At 68.8% G+C, this 16,565-nt stretch carries 17 protein-coding genes; 5 read left to right on the top strand and 12 right to left on the bottom strand.

Annotation, left to right across the window (positions count from 1 at the left end; all coding sequences use genetic code 11):
- The first annotated feature begins 86 nt into the window (after positions 1-86).
- A complete protein-coding gene (locus MLE42_RS15945; RefSeq protein WP_275975628.1) occupies positions 87-2,645 on the top strand; it encodes a protein kinase domain-containing protein in 2,559 nt (852 codons plus the stop codon).
- A 44-nt stretch (positions 2,646-2,689) separates the two neighbouring features.
- On the opposite strand, the gene MLE42_RS00785 is transcribed toward MLE42_RS15945, so the two are convergent.
- Positions 2,690-3,250, bottom strand: coding sequence for a type 1 periplasmic-binding domain-containing protein (locus MLE42_RS00785; protein WP_243285969.1), 561 nt, complete (start codon positions 3,248-3,250; stop codon positions 2,690-2,692).
- A 268-nt stretch (positions 3,251-3,518) separates the two neighbouring features.
- Here MLE42_RS00785 and MLE42_RS00790 point away from each other — a divergent pair, with 268 nt between their 5' ends.
- Positions 3,519-4,490 carry a winged helix-turn-helix domain-containing protein gene (locus tag MLE42_RS00790; RefSeq protein ID WP_243285970.1) on the top strand — a complete coding sequence of 324 codons (972 nt, stop codon included), beginning with the start codon at positions 3,519-3,521 and terminating at the stop codon, positions 4,488-4,490.
- Here the strand turns inward: MLE42_RS00790 and MLE42_RS00795 are convergent.
- The 10 genes from MLE42_RS00795 to MLE42_RS00840 form a co-directional block, all read right to left on the bottom strand.
- On the bottom strand, positions 4,447-4,812 hold the full coding sequence (locus MLE42_RS00795; protein WP_243285971.1) for a nuclear transport factor 2 family protein: 366 nt from the start codon (positions 4,810-4,812) through the stop codon (positions 4,447-4,449). The genes MLE42_RS00790 and MLE42_RS00795 overlap by 44 nt on opposite strands.
- 22 nt (positions 4,813-4,834) lie before the next feature.
- A complete protein-coding gene (locus MLE42_RS00800) occupies positions 4,835-5,374 on the bottom strand; it encodes a DUF1572 family protein (protein ID WP_243285972.1) in 540 nt (179 codons plus the stop codon).
- 49 nt (positions 5,375-5,423) lie between these two features.
- Entirely contained in the window at positions 5,424-5,609 is a 186-nt protein-coding gene (locus MLE42_RS00805; protein ID WP_243285973.1) for an N-acetyltransferase, read from the bottom strand.
- Positions 5,606-5,875 carry a hypothetical protein gene (locus tag MLE42_RS00810; protein ID WP_243285974.1) on the bottom strand — a complete coding sequence of 90 codons (270 nt, stop codon included), beginning with the start codon at positions 5,873-5,875 and terminating at the stop codon, positions 5,606-5,608. The genes MLE42_RS00805 and MLE42_RS00810 overlap by 4 nt, the downstream gene beginning before the upstream one ends.
- Before the next feature lie 120 nt (positions 5,876-5,995).
- Positions 5,996-6,544, bottom strand: a complete 549-nt coding sequence (locus tag MLE42_RS00815) for a hypothetical protein (RefSeq protein ID WP_243285975.1) — start codon at positions 6,542-6,544, stop codon at positions 5,996-5,998.
- Between the two features lie 61 nt (positions 6,545-6,605).
- Positions 6,606-6,830, bottom strand: a complete 225-nt coding sequence (locus tag MLE42_RS00820) for a DUF2188 domain-containing protein (protein ID WP_243285976.1) — start codon at positions 6,828-6,830, stop codon at positions 6,606-6,608.
- Positions 6,831-6,952: 122 nt separating this feature from the next.
- Positions 6,953-7,519, bottom strand: coding sequence for a hypothetical protein (locus tag MLE42_RS00825; RefSeq protein ID WP_243285977.1), 567 nt, complete (start codon positions 7,517-7,519; stop codon positions 6,953-6,955).
- A 326-nt stretch (positions 7,520-7,845) separates the two neighbouring features.
- A complete protein-coding gene (locus tag MLE42_RS00830) occupies positions 7,846-9,138 on the bottom strand; it encodes a dihydroorotase (RefSeq protein ID WP_243285978.1) in 1,293 nt (430 codons plus the stop codon).
- Between the two features lie 92 nt (positions 9,139-9,230).
- Entirely contained in the window at positions 9,231-10,691 is a 1,461-nt protein-coding gene (gene guaB, locus MLE42_RS00835; protein ID WP_243285979.1) for an IMP dehydrogenase, read from the bottom strand.
- A gap of 51 nt (positions 10,692-10,742) precedes the next feature.
- On the bottom strand, positions 10,743-11,681 hold the full coding sequence (locus MLE42_RS00840) for an oligopeptide/dipeptide ABC transporter ATP-binding protein (RefSeq protein ID WP_243285980.1): 939 nt from the start codon (positions 11,679-11,681) through the stop codon (positions 10,743-10,745).
- A gap of 147 nt (positions 11,682-11,828) precedes the next feature.
- Here MLE42_RS00840 and MLE42_RS00845 point away from each other — a divergent pair, with 147 nt between their 5' ends.
- A complete protein-coding gene (locus MLE42_RS00845) occupies positions 11,829-12,062 on the top strand; it encodes an HP1242/YdcH family protein (RefSeq protein ID WP_169720655.1) in 234 nt (77 codons plus the stop codon).
- 81 nt (positions 12,063-12,143) lie between these two features.
- Here the strand turns inward: MLE42_RS00845 and hutI are convergent, their stop codons facing one another.
- Positions 12,144-13,352 carry an imidazolonepropionase gene (hutI, locus tag MLE42_RS00850; protein WP_243285981.1) on the bottom strand — a complete coding sequence of 403 codons (1,209 nt, stop codon included), beginning with the start codon at positions 13,350-13,352 and terminating at the stop codon, positions 12,144-12,146.
- A 177-nt stretch (positions 13,353-13,529) separates the two neighbouring features.
- Between hutI and MLE42_RS00855 the strand changes: the two genes are divergently transcribed.
- A complete protein-coding gene (locus MLE42_RS00855) occupies positions 13,530-15,617 on the top strand; it encodes a hypothetical protein (RefSeq protein ID WP_243285982.1) in 2,088 nt (695 codons plus the stop codon).
- Complete coding sequence (locus MLE42_RS00860) at positions 15,614-16,564, top strand: DUF1175 family protein (RefSeq protein ID WP_243285983.1); 951 nt, start codon at positions 15,614-15,616, stop codon at positions 16,562-16,564. Before MLE42_RS00855 ends, MLE42_RS00860 begins: the two co-directional genes overlap by 4 nt.
- Position 16,565 lies beyond the last annotated feature (1 nt).

The raw sequence follows: 16,565 nt of genomic DNA on the forward strand, positions 1-16,565 counted from the left end.
GTCACAAGGAAAAAAGCGGTTGGCAGCGTAGATCTGAAGATGTAACCTTCCGGGGCTCCCCCTCTCCTCCATCAGGCGGAGATCCCATGCCACCCCTTGCCCCTGGCTCGTCCCTCGGCGCCTACGAGATCGTGGGCACGCTGGGCGCCGGCGGCATGGGAGAAGTCTTCCGGGCCCGGGACACGAAGCTGGGCCGGGATGTGGCGATCAAAGTCCTGGCCGAATCCTTCGCCTCGGATCCGACGAGGTTGCGGCGGTTCCAACAGGAAACACGCGCGCTGGCCGCCCTGTCGCATCCCAACGTGGTGCAGGTCTTCGACGCGGGCGAGCACCACGGAGTTCCCTACCTCGTGATGGAGCTGGTGGAGGGCGAGACCCTTCGGAAGCGGATGGCCACCGGGCCCATGCCCTGGCGCCAGGCGGCGGAACTTGCGGCGGCGGTGGCGGACGGTCTCGCGGCAGCCCATGCCAAGGGCATCATCCATCGGGATCTCAAGCCCGAGAACCTGATGCTGACCCTGGATGGCCATGTGAAGATCCTCGACTTCGGACTGGCCAAGCTGCGGAAGGAACAGTCCAGCCCGCATGCGCCCAGGCTGACGGCGGGGGCACCCCAGCTTGCCGGGAGGCTCACGGAAGCTGGTCTGGTCATGGGAACCGCCGACTACATGAGTCCGGAGCAGGTGCGCGGCCAGGCAGTGGAGGCCCCGAGCGACCTGTTCAGCCTGGGGGTGATCCTGTGGGAGCTGGTGACGGGCGGTCACCCCTTCCGCCGGAGCACGCCAGGGGAGACGATGCGGGCCATCCTGATGAACCGGCCGGAGCTTCCAGGCGGGAAGGAACGGCTGCCTTCGCCCTTGGGGGGCATCCTGCGGGTCTGCCTGGCGAAAGACCCCGCCGAGCGGTTCAAGACAGCCCGGGCCATGGCGGAAGCCCTGCGTTTCGCCGCGCGTTCGGAATTGGGCCCGCGTCCGATCCTGGGGCGCTCAGGCTACCCCTCGCCGACGCGCGGCCTCCAATTCCTGGGTGCCGGACTGGCGCTGGCCCTCCTGGGCTCAGGTGCGGGCATCTACGCTTGGCTGCGGAGCCATCAACCCGCCTCTGTGCCGGCGACCAAGGCGAGGGACCTGCCCAGCGTCCTGGCCCTGCCCGCGCGGGTGTACGGAGCCGAGGATTCGGCCTTCCTCACGGACGCCGTGCCCAACACCCTGTCCACGCTGCTCTCGAAAGTGGAGGGCCTGGACACGAAGGCGCCGCCCTCTAGCTTCCAGATGGAGAAGTGGAAGGGGGACCTGGCCCGCGTCACGGAGGCCTATCACGCAGATCACCTGGTGGTCACGACCATCACCAAGAACGCCAAGCGCTTGATCCTCAACGTTCAGCTTGTCGATACGCGGACCTGGAAAGTGCGGTGGGGGCATCAATACGAAGGAACCCAGGCGGACTACAACACCCTGGTCCGCGACGCGGCGGAGGCCGTGGCTCGGACCCTGACCCGGGAAGAAGGCCTCGGGCCTGTCATCGCCCGGCCGACCACCGGCTCTGAGGGGGAACTCGCCTTCGGCGAAGGGCGGCACTTCCAGTATCGGTACCGTGCGCTGGGACGGAGCCAGGACTTCGATCAGGCCGTGGCCGCCTTCGAGAAGGCCTTCCGCCTGGATCCGCGCAACACTGAAGCCGCGGTGCAGCTGGCATGCCTGCACGGATGGCGCGCCTACGAGGCGGGCACGGCGCAGGCGGGCGAAGCCGAGCGGCGGCTCGAGGCCACGTGGGCGCGGCGGGCCCTGGAGATCGATCCCCGTAGCGGGTTGGCCTGGAGCCTCCTCGGGGCCGTGGAGGCGCAGGGGCGACGGGAGAACCCGGACCTGGCGGTGGAATACGCGGTGAAGGGTGTGTGCCTGGCCCCGAACCAAGCCCAGGTCCACATCACCATGGCCACCATCCTGTCCGGGCCAGGGTCGGTGGGGCTCTTCATCGCGGGTGGCCGGCGGTCCATGGAGCTGGATCCCATGGATCTCACGGGACCCGCCTTCGTGGCACTGGGCCTGGCCTGGATGGGCCGGGCCGAGGAGGCCCTGGCCATGGCGGATCGAGCCCTCCTGAGGGAACCGGAACATGTGCTGCTCAACCACACGGTCCGGCCCTACGCCCTGGCACAATTGGGCCGGCCGGCCGAGGTGGAGGCGCACGCCACGCGCCTGGGCCGGCCGGTCGGCACGACGATCCAGTTCTGGTGCGCGGCAGACCGCGGACAGCAGGCGGAGGCCCGGGCCCTCGCGAAGATCCTGCGGACCCGTTGGCTGGGTCCCAAGATGCGGGCCATCGACATCGGGAATGAAGTGCTGTTCAACGCGCCCTACCTGGTCAAGGTGGGGCTGTACGACGACGCCTTCCGCCTCCTCCTGCGGAGCGTGGAGGTGGGCAATCCCCCCTGCCTGGATTGGCTCATGACCAACCCGGAGATGCAGCGATTGCGCCCTGATCCCCGGTTCGCGAGGGTTCTCCAGGCCTCCCGGAACGGTGCTGCCCTGGTGGCAAGGCAGCTCGGCCGGGCCCAGATCCGGGGAGACCTCCCGGAGTACCTGTATGGCCCCTTGGAGGACCTGCACCGTCACATCAGGCTGGCCTCACCGCCGGGGTCATGAGAAGCGCCCCGCGGGGCGGGGCGCTTCGAGGCCGGGACCGGCGCCTACCGGTACTGGAACACCAGGTCCAGGGTGGCGGGTCCACCCTTGGTGCCGTTCTGCCAGGGGGTGATCGTGATGTCCTCAATGACGCCCTTCTGCAGGTCGAGGTTCAGCAGCTTGGGATTGAACAACAGCTCCCAGTTGGTGGCCTGCCCCATGGCCATGACGCACCCATTCTTCAGGGCCTCCGGACGGGTGCCGAAGGCGGGGATGGTGTCGTTGACCTGGTGCACCAGCGCCGTGGCATAGGGCGATCCATCGCGGATCAGGGGATCGTTGGGCAGGAGCGCCAGCAGCTGGACACCGCGCTGGACGATCGTCGACCCGGCGGGTCCCACCTGCATGGGATGCCGCGCGTCGACCACCGTGAGGGTGGTTCCTTCGGGCAGGGCCCTCTGGAGGTCCGCCAGCTGGTCTCGGCTGCGGCCATAGTCGCAGACGACGCCGAAGTGGGTTTTCCCCTGGTAGATGATGCCCGCCGCCTTCACCACGGGGCCGAAGTCCTCGGCGGCGAGCGAGGCAGTGAGGGCAGCCAGGGCGAGCAATGTGGTGGGTCGGAACATGGAACACCTCCATGAAAGGGACCCGGAGCGATCCGGGTGGCGCCGAGCCAGCGCTGCGGCGGAAGAAAGGCTGGGAAAGACCACCTCTCCCCGCCATAACCGATGGCTTACGATGTAATCGCACGAAAATATTGAGTTGTTACGACCGATTCGGTGCGGGACAGACTTGATCTCTCCTGGAGATGGGACCGGTTAGATTCCGGTGAGATCGGAGTGTTGATGGGGGCCCGGCCGATCCCATACTTGCCACGCCTCCCAGGAGCGTCGGATGACCCGGCTGGCCTTTGGCGGATTCGAGCTGGACCCCCACACTGGCGAACTCTGGAAGGGAGAGGATTGCGTCCGGATCCAGGACCAGCCCCTCAAGCTGCTGCTCTGCCTGCTCGAGAGGCCGGGCCAGATCGTGGGGCGCGAAGAGCTCCAGAAGCGGGTCTGGTCCGGGGACATCCATGTGGGCTTCGAGGATGGTCTCAATGCGGCCGCCTGGCGCCTCCGCCAGGTGCTCGGGGACTCCGCGGAAGCGCCCGCCTTCATCGAGACGATCCCCCGCAAAGGCTACCGCTTCGTGGGGAAGGTGGTCTCCCTCCCGGGCAAGTCCCCTCCGCCCTCCGGATCCTTCCCAATGCCTGTCTTCAGGCCTCCCTCTGGTTCCGGGATGGACGCGTTCACCCCCACTCGGGACCGTCGGCCGTGGCGTCCTTGGACGCTGTGGTTCGGAGTCGCCCTCGGGCTGGGCCTCCTGGGCGCTGGCGTGATGCTCTGGGGGTTCATGAGGACCCCCACGGTGACCCTGGTCGTCACTCCGCTGTCCAACGTGACGGGTGATCCCGCGGTGGACTACTTCGCTTCCGCCATGTCCCGGCAGGTCACCCAGGACCTTGCGAACGTTCCAAGCCTGGATGTCCAGTCCGTTGAAAGGCCCGATTCGGACAGGTCTTTGCCGAAGGCCGCGCTGACCCTCACCTGGACCCTGGATCGGGAGGCCTGGGGCTACCGCATCCACGTGAACCTGAGGGATGCCCAGGGGCGCAGCCGGGGCGACCGCACCTTCCCCGTCCCGCCGGAGGAATTGCACCGGATCCACCGGACCGTTGCCGACTACATCGCCCAGCAGGCGACAGCGCAGGTCGCGGGGCAGGCGACGGGAGAGGCCGTGGGGGCGGCGGTGGCGCCACAGATGGGCGCGGATGCCGGGGTCAGGCTGGCGGGATGGGCAGACCGTGCTGGCGGAGGAAGCTGAGCTTGTCCCAGTAGCCGCGTTGGAAGGCGATCCTCCCGTCCAGCACGCGGAAGAAGCCGCAGCCGCGCAGGCCCAGGGGATCCCGCCACTCGAGGATCGCCCACTCGCCATCCTCGAAGAGGTTCTCCACCAGGCACACCATATCCGCCGCCGCGAACTCCCGCGCGAACATGGCCCGGATCGCCTCTCGGCCCGCCACCGGGGTTTCGGCCACCTGGTGGTTCACCGCGTCCTCGTGGTACATCGCGGCCAGCGCCTCGGCATCGCCGCGGTTGAAGGCCTCGACCCAGGCCGAGACCAGGTTTCGTGGGGTGTGTGGCATGGGGACTCCGGGTGGCGGGGCGTCAGGCCTGGGGCCGGTCCTTCATCTTGGCGGCGTTGTAGGCAACGCTTCCACCTCTGGCGACGCTGAGCGACTTCCAGGAGTCTGGCGCCAGGTGTTTCGCGAGGAAGACGATCTGGCCCGTGTGGTAGGGGTAGTGGGCGAGCTGGCGGTTGATGGCTTCGAGCACGGTGTGGGTCTCCTTCCGGATGGTCACCACGCGGTCGAGGTCGGCGGCGGTGAGGCTTCCCAGGGTATCGAAGAGGCAGGCCCAGCCCCGTTCCCAGCGGTCGCGCAGGGCCTCGGGGTCGAAAGTCTCGGGATCCTCGAACTCGGTGTCGCGGTGGCGGTCCGGCTTCTCGCCATCGGTGGTCAGGAAGTCGGTCCAGCGGGAGAGCATGTTGCCCGAGAGGTGCAGCATCAGCGTGGCCAGGCTGTTGGATTCCGGATCCAGCCGGTGGGTCCAGCGTTCCACGGGCACCTGCGCGAGGGCGCGGTCGCACTGGGTGCGCGCTTCGCGGAAGCGCTTGAGGGCATCGGCCAGGTAGAGGTCGCCGTTCAATGGAGGCTCCTGGGAAGGGGTGGCAGGTGGGATCGAGGCTGGGCCCGCCTCAGGACAGGATGGCCGTGGGAGGCGCATAGGCCTTGGACATCCGCCGGAACTCGATCCGGATGTCCTCGAAGTCATGGAATTCCGCGCCCGTTTCCGCGTAGCCCAGGCCCCGGTAGAAGCGGATGGCGCGGTCGTTGCCGTGGTACACCACCAGCCAGGCGGACGGGGCCTTGCGGGCCCTCATTGCGTCCTCGCCCGCCTGCATGAGGCGCCGCCCGCCTTCAGCTTCAGGAAGCCCTGGAGGCGGCCCCCCGCCTCGGCCACGAAGTAGAGGTTGGCGGTCTTGGCCAGGCTTCCGCCGATCTTCCGGGCGGAGTAGGTCCCGTCCAGGTAGCGGGCCAGCACGTCTTCCCGGAACAGCGCCCCGAAGGCCCAGGAGAAGCTCTTCCGGCCCAGGGAGGCGATGGCTTCGGCATCTCCCGCGACCGCACTGCGCACCGTCGTGTTCATCCCAGGCTCCTCGAACAGGGGATCGGCATGACTGAGAACGATTCTCGATCGCCGGGAATCCGATTCGAGGATGCCGGCTCGTCCGGGCCCGGGCCACCCGACTCTTGCGGTATTTGACGATCAGACAACTTTCGCGCCGGCCGGCCGGGCGAACCCCGACCGGATCCGCCGCACCAGCACCGGCACGACGAGCATGGCGCCGAGGACGATCCACATGGTGGTGTTCGGGTTCTTGATGACCGTGTTCAGGCGCAGGGTCGTGAGGGCGATGACGCCGTAGTAGAGCATGTCGCCCGTGATGGCGATGGCCCAGCCCGCCAGGAAGCCGTGGCCCGCGGCCAGGGCCGCGCTCCGGCCGGTCATGGGGTCCACGCCGAAGGCGATCATGACGAGGGAGATGGGCCCTGCGCCGGGGCCGCCGACATGCGCGGCGCTGCGGGCCATGACTTCCCGCATCGCCGCACCGAACCGGGCCAGGAAGGGCACCCGCCGTCCCAGCGCCACGAACCCCCGGAGCACCGGCTCGAAGGCCAGGGCCAGCAGCACGTCCGACACGAAGTACAGCCCCGCGGTCAGGGGCCAAGCCAGCCCTTTGGACTGCGCCAGCAGCACCCCCGCCGGGATCCCGCCCCCAACGGGGAGCAGGAAGAGGAGGAGGACGGGAAGCATGAACCCATGCTACCCGGCTGACCGCCGAGGCCTGGTGCCAATGGGACCGTGGCAGGCCCTCTTAGCTCCGGGTGCCCTTCGGGTCGAGAGACCTCGGATAGGTGCGCTCCTCCTGGATCTGGCCGTTCTCCTTGTGGATCTTCACAGAGCCCGGGTGGTCGTGCATGTAGGCACGCATCTGCCCGATCGCGTCCGCCTTGGTCATCGCGTGGACGACCGGCCGGTTGCCTCCCTCAGGCTTGAGGTTCCAGGCGTTACCTTCCTTGGCGAGGTGATAGTTTTTCATACCGCCCTCCTCATGTGGCTATCGCCGGTGCTGAAGATAGGCCTTTCCTGCAGCATGGCCAATGAAGCTGCCGCGCCCTGCGGCGGTGGCCCTTGAATGGGCCTCCGTGCTGCCCGGGATCTTCAATGCCTGGAAATAACGGGGGGCGTCACCTTGAAGACGAAGGCAGGAACCAGATCCATGCCCAAGTGCTTGGCGCAGATCGCCCGATGATGGCCATCGAATCGGAACATCCTGTAGGGGAGATCGAACTCGGCTACGTCCACCAGCAGGACCGGCCGACGAATCCCGTCCCTCTCGACGCTCCGGGCAAGCCGCCGGAACTCCTCCGCCTTCGCCAAAGCGCAAGCCAGGGTCCGTCCATGGTTCCCGATCTGGATGTCCTGGATGTAACGGGCCTGTTCCAGTTGAGCACCGTTTGCCCGAAGTACTTCCAGGTAGGCCTCATTCTCCTCGTGGTTCTTTTCCAAAACCGAATCGACTGGTATCCATAGGGCATCGACACGGGTGAAGCGCGGGGTCTCATAATGCCTGGCGGTGACGGAGGCGGCCTTGCACCAGTCCCTTTCGAATTTCACGTGGGTTTTGGGCCATACAAGGGCCAGTAATGCCTTGAATTGCATGGCGAAGGATGGCGGTTGTTCGCCACGGTCGATCTCACATGGTTTTCTGGAAATCATCTGGAGCACAGACACCCCTTTCGAGCTTTTCCTGGTTGGTGGCTCAAACCTAGGTTGCTAAAACCTGACTTGCAACACCGTAGGTCCGGTAGGAAATTGACTACACTAAACAGAGATCTGCCCGGTCGTCCACTTTCACCTGGATCAGGTATGCCGGATCCGTTGGAACCGGACTTGAGAACCCACCTGACCTTGGGGATTCCGCCATTCCGCCAGGGGTATGGATTCAGTAGGCAGGGCCCAGCCGACCCCCAGGCAACCGCCGGCAGACTGACCCGTCCATGAAGTGCCGTGGGGTTTTGTTACGACCTCTTAGGCGCTGTTGCGAGGGACGTTTAGCCCCACACCCGCTTGCCGCCCACCCAGGTGCCGAGGACCTGGCCGGGCAGGCTCCAGCCCTTGAAGGGAGTGTTGTAGGACTTGGACTGGATGAAGGCGCGGTCCACCTGGACCTTGGCGCCGGGATCGAAGAGGACGAAGTCGGCGGGGGCGCCGGGCTGGAGGCTGCCGAGGCCGCGGCGGTCCAGATGGAAGGCCTGGGCGGGCTTCCAGGAGAGCAGGGCGATGGCCTGGGCCAGGTTGAGGACCTTGCGGTTCACCAGCAGCTCCATCGTGAGGGGGAGGGCGGTCTCCAGGCCGATGACGCCGAAGGCGGCGATGGGCAGCTCCACTTCCTTGTCGTCCCAGGCATGGGGCGCATGGTCAGTGGCGATGGCGTCCACCGTGCCGTCCGCGAGAGCCTCCAGCACCGCCTGGATGTCAGCCTCGGTGCGGAGGGGCGGGTTCATCTTGTAGTCGCTGTCGAACTTCATCAGTTCCTTGTCCGACAGCGCGAAGTGGTGGGGCGTCACCTCGCAGGTCACATTCAGCCCCCGGGCCTTGGCCTCGCGCACCATGCGCAGGGAGCCCTTCGTGCTGAGGTGGGCCAGGTGCAGATGGCCGCCGGTGTGCTCGGCCAGGACGATGTCCCTGGCCACCATGGCCTCCTCCGCCGCTGCGGGGATACCGAGACAGCCGAGCGACGCGCTCACGGCGCCCTCGTGCATGTAGCCCTTGCCGGCCAGGTCGCGATCCTCCTCGTGGGCCACCACGGGGACTTCCAGCCAGCGCGTGTACTCCAGCGCCCGTCGCATCAAGGCCGAGTTGCCGATGGGCTGGCCGTCATCGGAGAAGGCGACGCAGCCCGCGGCCTTCAGGGTGCCCATGTCCGCCAGTTCCTCGCCCTTCATCTCGCGGCTGACGGTCCCGATGGGGAAGTAGCGGCACAGGTCGGCTTTCGCCGCGCGGGTCAGCATCATTTCCGTGATGGCCACGCTGTCGTTCACGGGCTTGGTGTTGGCCATGGCGCAGACGGAGGTGAAACCGCCGGCCACCGCGGCCCGGCTACCCGTCTCGATGCTCTCCTTGCGGGTCTGTCCCGGTTCGCGGAAATGAACATGCAGGTCCACGAAGCCCGGTGCCAGCACCGCGCCGCCGCCATCCAGCACTTCGGCTCCGGCCGCGAGGAGGTCGTGCTCCGCCTCCGTCCCGATGGCCGCCACGGCCCCCTCAACCACCAGCAGCGAGCCCGGCCCGTCCAGGTTCTGCACGGGATCCACAAGGCGGACGTTCTTCACGAGGAGGGACATGGGGGCTCCGGGGATGCCTTCAGATCTAGTTTGGGCTGTCCGCTGTCAACTGTCAGCTGTCAGTGGCCGACAGCCGACAGCTCATGGCCCCTCTACTCCATCCGGTAGTTCGGGGCTTCCTTGGTGATCATGACGTCGTGGGCATGGCTCTCGCGGAGGCCGGCGCCGCTGATCTCGACGAGGGTGGCCTTCTGCTGGAAGTCGGCGACGGAGGCGCCGCCGCTGAGGCCCATGCCGGCGCGGAGGCCGCCCATGAGCTGGGTGACCAGGTCGGCCATGCGACCCTTGTAGGGCACCTGGCCTTCGATGCCCTCGGGCACGAGCTTGGTGTCGTCCTTGCCTTCCTGGAAATAACGGTCCTTGCTGCCCTGCTTCATGGCGCCCAGGCTGCCCATGCCGCGGTAGGACTTGAAGGTTCGGCCGGCGTAGAAGATGGTTTCGCCGGGGGCTTCGTCGGTGCCCGCGAAGAGGCTGCCGATCATGACCGCATCGGCGCCCGCTGCGATGGCCTTGGCCACATCACCGCTGAACTTGATGCCACCGTCGGCGATGCAGCTGACGCCAGCCTCGCGGCAGGCCCGGCTGGCTTCCGCCACGGCCGTGATCTGGGGCATGCCCGCCCCGGTGACGATGCGGGTGGTGCAGATGGAGCCGGGCCCGATGCCGACCTTCACCGCATCGGCGCCTGCGGCGGCCAGGTCCTTCGCGCCCTGGTAGGTGGCCACGTTGCCGGCGATGAGGGCCACGCCGGGGTGTGCCTTCTTGAGGGCCTTCACGGCGTCGATGATGCCTTTGCTGTGGCCGTGGGAGCTGTCCAGGCAGAGCACGTCCACCTTGGCTTCCACCAGGGCGGCGGCGCGGTCCAGCAGCTCTTTGCCTACGCCTACGGCGGCGCCCACGCGCAGGCGCCCATGGGTGTCCTTGCAGGCATTGGGGTACTCGATGGACTTCTCGATGTCCTTGACGGTGATGAGGCCCTTGAGCTGGCCCTGGCCGTCCACCACCAGCAGCTTCTCGATGCGGTGCTTCTGCAGGATGCCCTTGGCCTCCTGCAGCGTGGTGCCCACGGGCACGGTGATGAGGTTCTCCTTGGTCATGGCCTCGCGCACCGGGAGCTCCCAGCGGGTCTCGAAGCGCAGGTCGCGGTTGGTGAGGATGCCCACCAGGCGGTGGCCCTCCACCACGGGGACGCCGCTGATGCGGAACTTGGCCATGAGGGCCTCGGCGTCCCGGATGGGCGCGTCGGGTCCGATGGTGATGGGGTCCGTGATCATGCCGGATTCCGACCGCTTCACCTTGTCCACTTCCTCGGCCTGGCGCTCGGGGCTGAGGTTCTTGTGGATGATGCCGATGCCGCCCAGCTGGGCCAGGGCGATGGCCATGCGGCTTTCCGTCACCGTGTCCATGGCGGCGGAGAGGAGGGGGATGCGCAGGCCGATGTCCTTAGTCAGCCGGGTGCCCAGGTCCACCTGGTTGGGGTGGATCTCCGAGTAGCCGGGGACGAGCAGGACGTCGTCGAAGGTCAGCGCGCGCATCAGGGGCAAGGTCAGCATGGGGAGCCTTTTTCCGGACCCGCAGCCTGCGGGACCTTGCATCCCATGGTCTCACGGCTGGGGCGCGGGTTCCAGCGGACGCTCGCAACGCAGGCCGTCCCGGGAACTTCCGCGCCATGGACCCCAGGTGCCGCAGGTCCCGGCAAGGTCGGGACACCGGGGCTGAAAGGGGCAGCCCGGCGGGCGATCCTGGGGCGCGGGAAGGAAGCCCGCATCCCGGGAAGGCTGCCTCCGGGCGCCCGCCAGAAGGCGCGCGGTGTAGGGGTGGCGGGGGCTCTCGAGGAGACGGGCGGCGGGTCCTGACTCCACCGGTTCGCCGCCGTAGAGCACCAGCAGGCGGTCGCAGGCCCTCGCCGCCAAGCCCAGGTCGTGGGTGATCCACAGGAAGCCGAGGTTCCGCTCCTGCTGGAGTTCGAGCACGACCTCCAGGAAGGCCTGCTGCGCCGCTGGATCCAGGGCCGTGGTGGGCTCGTCGAGCACCAATAGCTCCGGATCGCAGGAAAGGGCGATGGCCAGAGCCAGCCGTTGCCTCTGGCCGCCGCTGACCTGATGGGGGAAGCGGGCCAGGAAGGCCGGGGTGGTGGGCAGGCGCAGCCGCTCGAGCAGCGGGGCGAGGCGGGCCAGGGCCGCTTCAGGCGATTCTTTCCGGTGGACACCCGGCAGCAGGGTCAGGTGCTGGGCCAGGGTCAGCAGAGGGTTCATGACCTGCCGGGGGTCCTGGGGCATCCAGGCCATCCGGGCGCCGCGAATGCGGTCCCATTCCCGTCCGGGGTGGTGCATGGGAACGCCGAAAGCCGTGAACCTTCCCCCCGCCGGCCGCACTCCAGGAGGCAGGACACCGAACAGCGCCTGCGTCAGCAGGCTCTTGCCCGACCCGCTCTCTCCCACCAGACCCAGGCGGTCACCGGGAGCCAGGTGGAGGTCCAGCGGCCCGAGCAGGCGGACCCCGTCCACCCGTTCCAGGAGCAGCGCGTCGATGGCCAGGGACATGGCCTGAGAATGGCATGGAAGTGATGGAAGTCAAAGGGTTCCATAGAGTCCCCGATTGCCCCTTGACGCCTTCCGGGGGGGTCCTACCCTTGGGCCACCTGATCACCCTGCGGGCCCGGCAGAGGCCCGCCCAGGCAAGGAGGATTCATGGATTTCCTGCGCCCAGATCTCCAGGAGCGCCTGATGAAGGAGCACTTCGAATTCCGCAAACTCATGGAAGAGCACAGGGCCGCTGACACGCGCCTGTGCGACCTCCAGAGGAAACCCACTCTCTCCGCCAAGGAATCCCTCGAAGAGGTGGAGCTCAAGAAGACCAAACTCCGCGCCAAGGAACGCATCTACTCCATCGTGCAGGAGGCCTCAAGGCACGTCGAACAGTAGGCCCTCCGCACTCGCAGGAGAAGCCCCGGGAATCGGCCCGGGGCTTCGTTTTGGTGACCGAGGCCTGGAGATCTTTCTGCGTCAGGCCGTGAGAATCCTAGGCCTGTAGGGCTCACCGACCCAATAGACCAGCTCCAGCAGCTCCTCCACATCCCACAGCAGCACGTTGGCGCGGGCGCCGGGGTGGAGGTGGCCGAGATCCTCGCGGCGGAGGCTGCGGGTGGGGTGCAGGGTGAGGGCGGTGAAGGCCTCCTCGAAGGTCATGCGCAGCTGGAGGCAGCCCAGGCGCAGGATGGTGAGAGGGTCCACGCAGGGGCAGGATCCGGGGTTGAAGTCCGTGGCCAGGGCCACGCGGCAGCCGGCCTCGATCATCTTCCGGGCCGGAGCCCAGTCGCGCATGCCGAGGAAGAGCGTGGTTCCGGGCAGCAGGACGGGCGTGACGCCCGCGGCGGCCATGGCCTTCATGCCCGCCTCGCTGCAGAACATGAGATGGTCCGCGCTGGCGGCCCCCAGCTCCGCGGCCAGCTCGGCGCCGCCGGTCCAGGAGAGCTCGTCGGCATGGACGCGGGGGATCAGCCCCAGGCGCTTCCCGGCCTCGAAGATTCGGCGGCCCTGGTCGGCGGTGTACACGCCCATCTCCACGAACACATCGCAGAAGCGCGCCACGCCGGGATGGCGACGCACCAGCTCCGGCAGCCACTCGTCCGCCACGGCCCGGGCGTTGGTCTCGGCATCGCCGTTGAACTCCGGCGCCAGGTCGTGGGCTGGCAGCAGGGTCACGTCCAGGCTCCACCCGCGCGCCTTGAGCTCGGCGTAGGCGGCCGTGAGGCGGGATTCTGTTTCCAGCTCCAGGCCGTAGCCAGTCTTGCACTCGAGATGGACGACGCCGCGCTCGCGGAAGGCCTTCAGCCGCGCTTCGCCCGAGGCCACGAGCTCCGCGACCGTGGCGCCGCGGGTGGCCCGGACGGTCTCCCGGATGCCGCCACCCTCTGCCGCGATCTGCTGGTAGCTGACGCCATGGAGGCGCCGGTTGAACTCGCCGGAGCGGTTTCCGCCGAAGAGCAGATGGGTGTGCGGGTCCACGAAGCCCGGCGTGGCCCAGGCGCCACCTCCATCCACCTTGGGCGCGCCCTGCCATTCCGCCGGGAGGTCCATGGCCCGGCCCAGCCAGGCCACCCGGCCGCCGTCCAGGGCCAAGGCCGCGTCGGGAACGCGATCCACCGCCCAGGCCCGGGTGGGATCGGGGGTCAGCAGGCCCCGGAGGTTCACGAGCACGCGGCGGTCCGACATGGGTCCAGTCTGCCAGCAAAAAATTCCCAAGAGGTCCCTTGCGCCGGGTCGCCAGCTTGATAGCATCGCTCGACACCGGAGGTTCCAGTGCGGGGCAGGGGGCGTGGCATGAGGCGACTCGCGCAGAGTCTGTGTGTGCTTGGAGCGGTCCTGGCTCCCGCGGCGGCACAGGAAACCGTGCCGGCCTGGGCTCGGGAGTACGCCGCGCACTGGTCCACTTACCGCACGGATGCCCGAGGCCAGCGGAACTGGCAGGCCGTTCCCTTCGCCCAGATGACCCAGGGTGAGCAGTGGGCGCAGTTCATGGAGCACCTCAAGCAGGGCGGGAAGGCCCAGCGCGCGGCGCTGGCCTTCCTCAGCCAGCGGACTCCCTCGGTCTGGGCCTCGGAGGGGCTGAAGACCGGGGATCCGGAGGTCGCCCTGGCCCTGCATCGCCTCGGCTTCCGTCAATCCGGGGGCGATCCCTTCGCCTACCTCGGGGCGCCGGATCGCGTGGACCGCCCCTGGACCCACGGGTTGGGCCTGCATCTGGACAAGGCTGGCTGGCGGTTCCAGTGGATTCCCAGTCCGGCGCTCTTCACTCAGGGAGGGAACGCGGCGTTGCCGAAGGGGCTGGGCCGGGCCGCCCAACCCGGCGTGCTCATCCACCTGAAGGCGCTGCGCCCCGGGCTCGAGAGACTGGTGGCTCTCAGCGGTGGGACGGGCCCCGACGCGCAGGGCATCCTGCCGGCGCTCGGCCAGGGCAGCCGGCTGGGCTTCACGGCGCGCCACCTGGAACCCTGGCTGAAGAAAGCCTCGCCGGCCCTGGAACCCCTGGGGAACCGCGAGGCCTGGGTGCTGCACTACGGCACCGCGCGCGCCGGTGCGGACGAGATCCAGGGAACGCTGGTCTTCATCCCCGGGGACCTGCCGGCACGCACGCAGCTGACGATGGCGCTGTTGCGGCTGAACCCCTCCAGCTCCGGCGCGCGGTCCCGCGTGGTGACATGGACAGGCCCTGGCACGTCCACGGAAGTCCAGCAGCTGCGCGGCTCCGGCGGCGTCTTCCACCTGATCCAGATGGCCGAGGGCACCTGGATCAGCGACCGCGAGGCCCCGCTTCGCGCCCTGCTGTTCCCCGGGCCCGTGCCCACCCTGGGGGAACGCCCGGAATGGGCCCGCGTGGCCCTGTCGGCCGCGACGCCGGATACGGAGCTCTCCTTCTGGCTGGCGCCGCGCATCGGCGCGGATGCGGCTTTCGAGGTGCAGGCCCTCCGCCGCCGGCAGATGAACGCGCAGCAGGGCACCTGGCCCAACCCCTTCGTGGCCAAGGCCGCGCCCCGCACTGGCGCCCTGGCGGTCTCCCTGGGGGCCGGCCCCACCGAGAAGCTGGTTGAGGCGATCCTCCGTGTGGACGATGCCACGGAATTCCGGATGCCGTCGATGCCTGCGTTCGCGGACGGGGGCCGGGCTCTGAGCCCAGACCAGATGAAGGCCTACCAGGAGGCGCTCGCGGCGGCCCAGGAGCGCCAGCGCCAGCGGGCGGCCCTGCGCCAGGACGCCCAGGCCCTCCAGGCCTGCCTCGACCTCCGCGGCGCGGCCTTCTTCTGGAACGGCTGGGTGACGGCGCCGCCGCTGACGGGAGCGGAAAAAGCAGCCCTGACCGAGCTGACCAAGCTTCGGCGCGAGGATCCCTGGCGGGCCATGCGGCTCCAGCAGGATGGGAAGGTGACCGCCTTCGGGGGCTTCGGCGAGCCCGGCATGGCCCCGAGCGTGGCCTTGGCCTTCCCTGTGCAACCCGCCCGGCGGACGCAGGCCGAGAACCTCCTGAAGAAGGTGCTGCCGCGGCTCTTCAAGGGCCAGAACCAGAAGCAGGCCTTCGGCTCGGCGGAGCTGCACCGCATCCTCACGGCCCAGGCCTTCCGGCCTGCCTGGATCCTGGTGGCCGACACGCTGGTGCTGGGCACGGATGAGGGCGCGGTGAAGGCCGTCGCTGCCGGTCTCCAAGGCCAGGCGCCCACCCTGGCGGACAGCGACTCCCGGGCCTGGGCCCGCATGGAAGTGGACGGGGCCCGGGCCTCTTCCGAATTGGAGAACCTGCTGCTGGCCTTCCTCCGCAGCCGCAGTGGCGGCGGGTGGTGGATCGGCGAGGCCTCGAGCCAGGATGACGCGACGGCGGAACTGGCGGCCAGCCTCGGACCCTTCCTGGGCGCCCTGAAGGCCCTGGGACCGGTGCGCATCGAGTGGAACTGGACCGCGGCGGGCCTGGAGGGGCGTCCGCGATGACACCATTCCGGCTCCTGCCCGCGGCCCTGGCCGCGGGGGCCGTGGCCTTCATGGCTCTGGCCCCGGTGCGCCACCGGGCGTTCCTGGAGACGGATCCCTCCAATCCGGTCGCCAGGATCCGCCTGGACAGCCGCTCCCTGCTGGGCCTGCGCCGGCCGGCCTGGGGGACCCGGGTGGACGGCGCGGCGACCTGGGGAGACAGCCGCAGCGGCTTCTTCCTCCACGCCGCGGCTCCCGCCCAGGCCGTCATCCGCGCCTGGCCACGATTCCGACAGTCACTGTCTATTCCGGCGGCCACCAGCGGCTCGACCACCCTCCTGGACGAAGGCGACCGCGAGGCATTCCGGGACTGGTTCGTGGCGCTCCTGGAGCAGCAGGTGGAGGCGCCCAGCCCTGCCTGGGAGCCCGCCCAGCGGGACTGCGCCGGCCTGCTGCGCTTCGCCTTCCGGGAGGCCCTGGCGGCCCACACTGCGGGCTGGCGGGCGCGGGTGGCCTTCACGGATGGCGCTCCGGGACAGGATCCCTCGCCGGCCTTCGCGGCGGCCTGGCGCCAGGGGTTCCCCACGCCGGAAGGGCTCCGTCCCTTCGCCAAGGGCGCCTTCCTCCGGCAGCTGTCCTGCGTGCCGCTGGGGCGCGACCTGGCCCTGGCGAAGCCCGGGGACCTGCTCTTCTTCGCCCGGGGCGGGGCCCACGCCCAGCCCGACCACGCCATGGCCTTCGTGCGGCCCGATGTGGATGGCCTCCCCATGCTGCTCTACCACACGGGACCCGAAGGCAGCGGTGCCTCCCGGCAATCCGGCGAGATCCGCCGGGTGCGCCTCGACGACCTGATGCACCACCCCGATCCCGACTTCCGTCCCCTGCCCGAGAACCCCGCGTTCCTGGGCCTCTTCCGCTGGCGGGTGCTGGCGGAGGCGGCCTCTGAACCTCTCCCTCCCAGGTCCTGAC

The organism is Geothrix terrae (genome assembly GCF_022808775.1).
Taxonomy (GTDB): Bacteria; Acidobacteriota; Holophagae; order Holophagales; family Holophagaceae; genus Geothrix; species Geothrix terrae.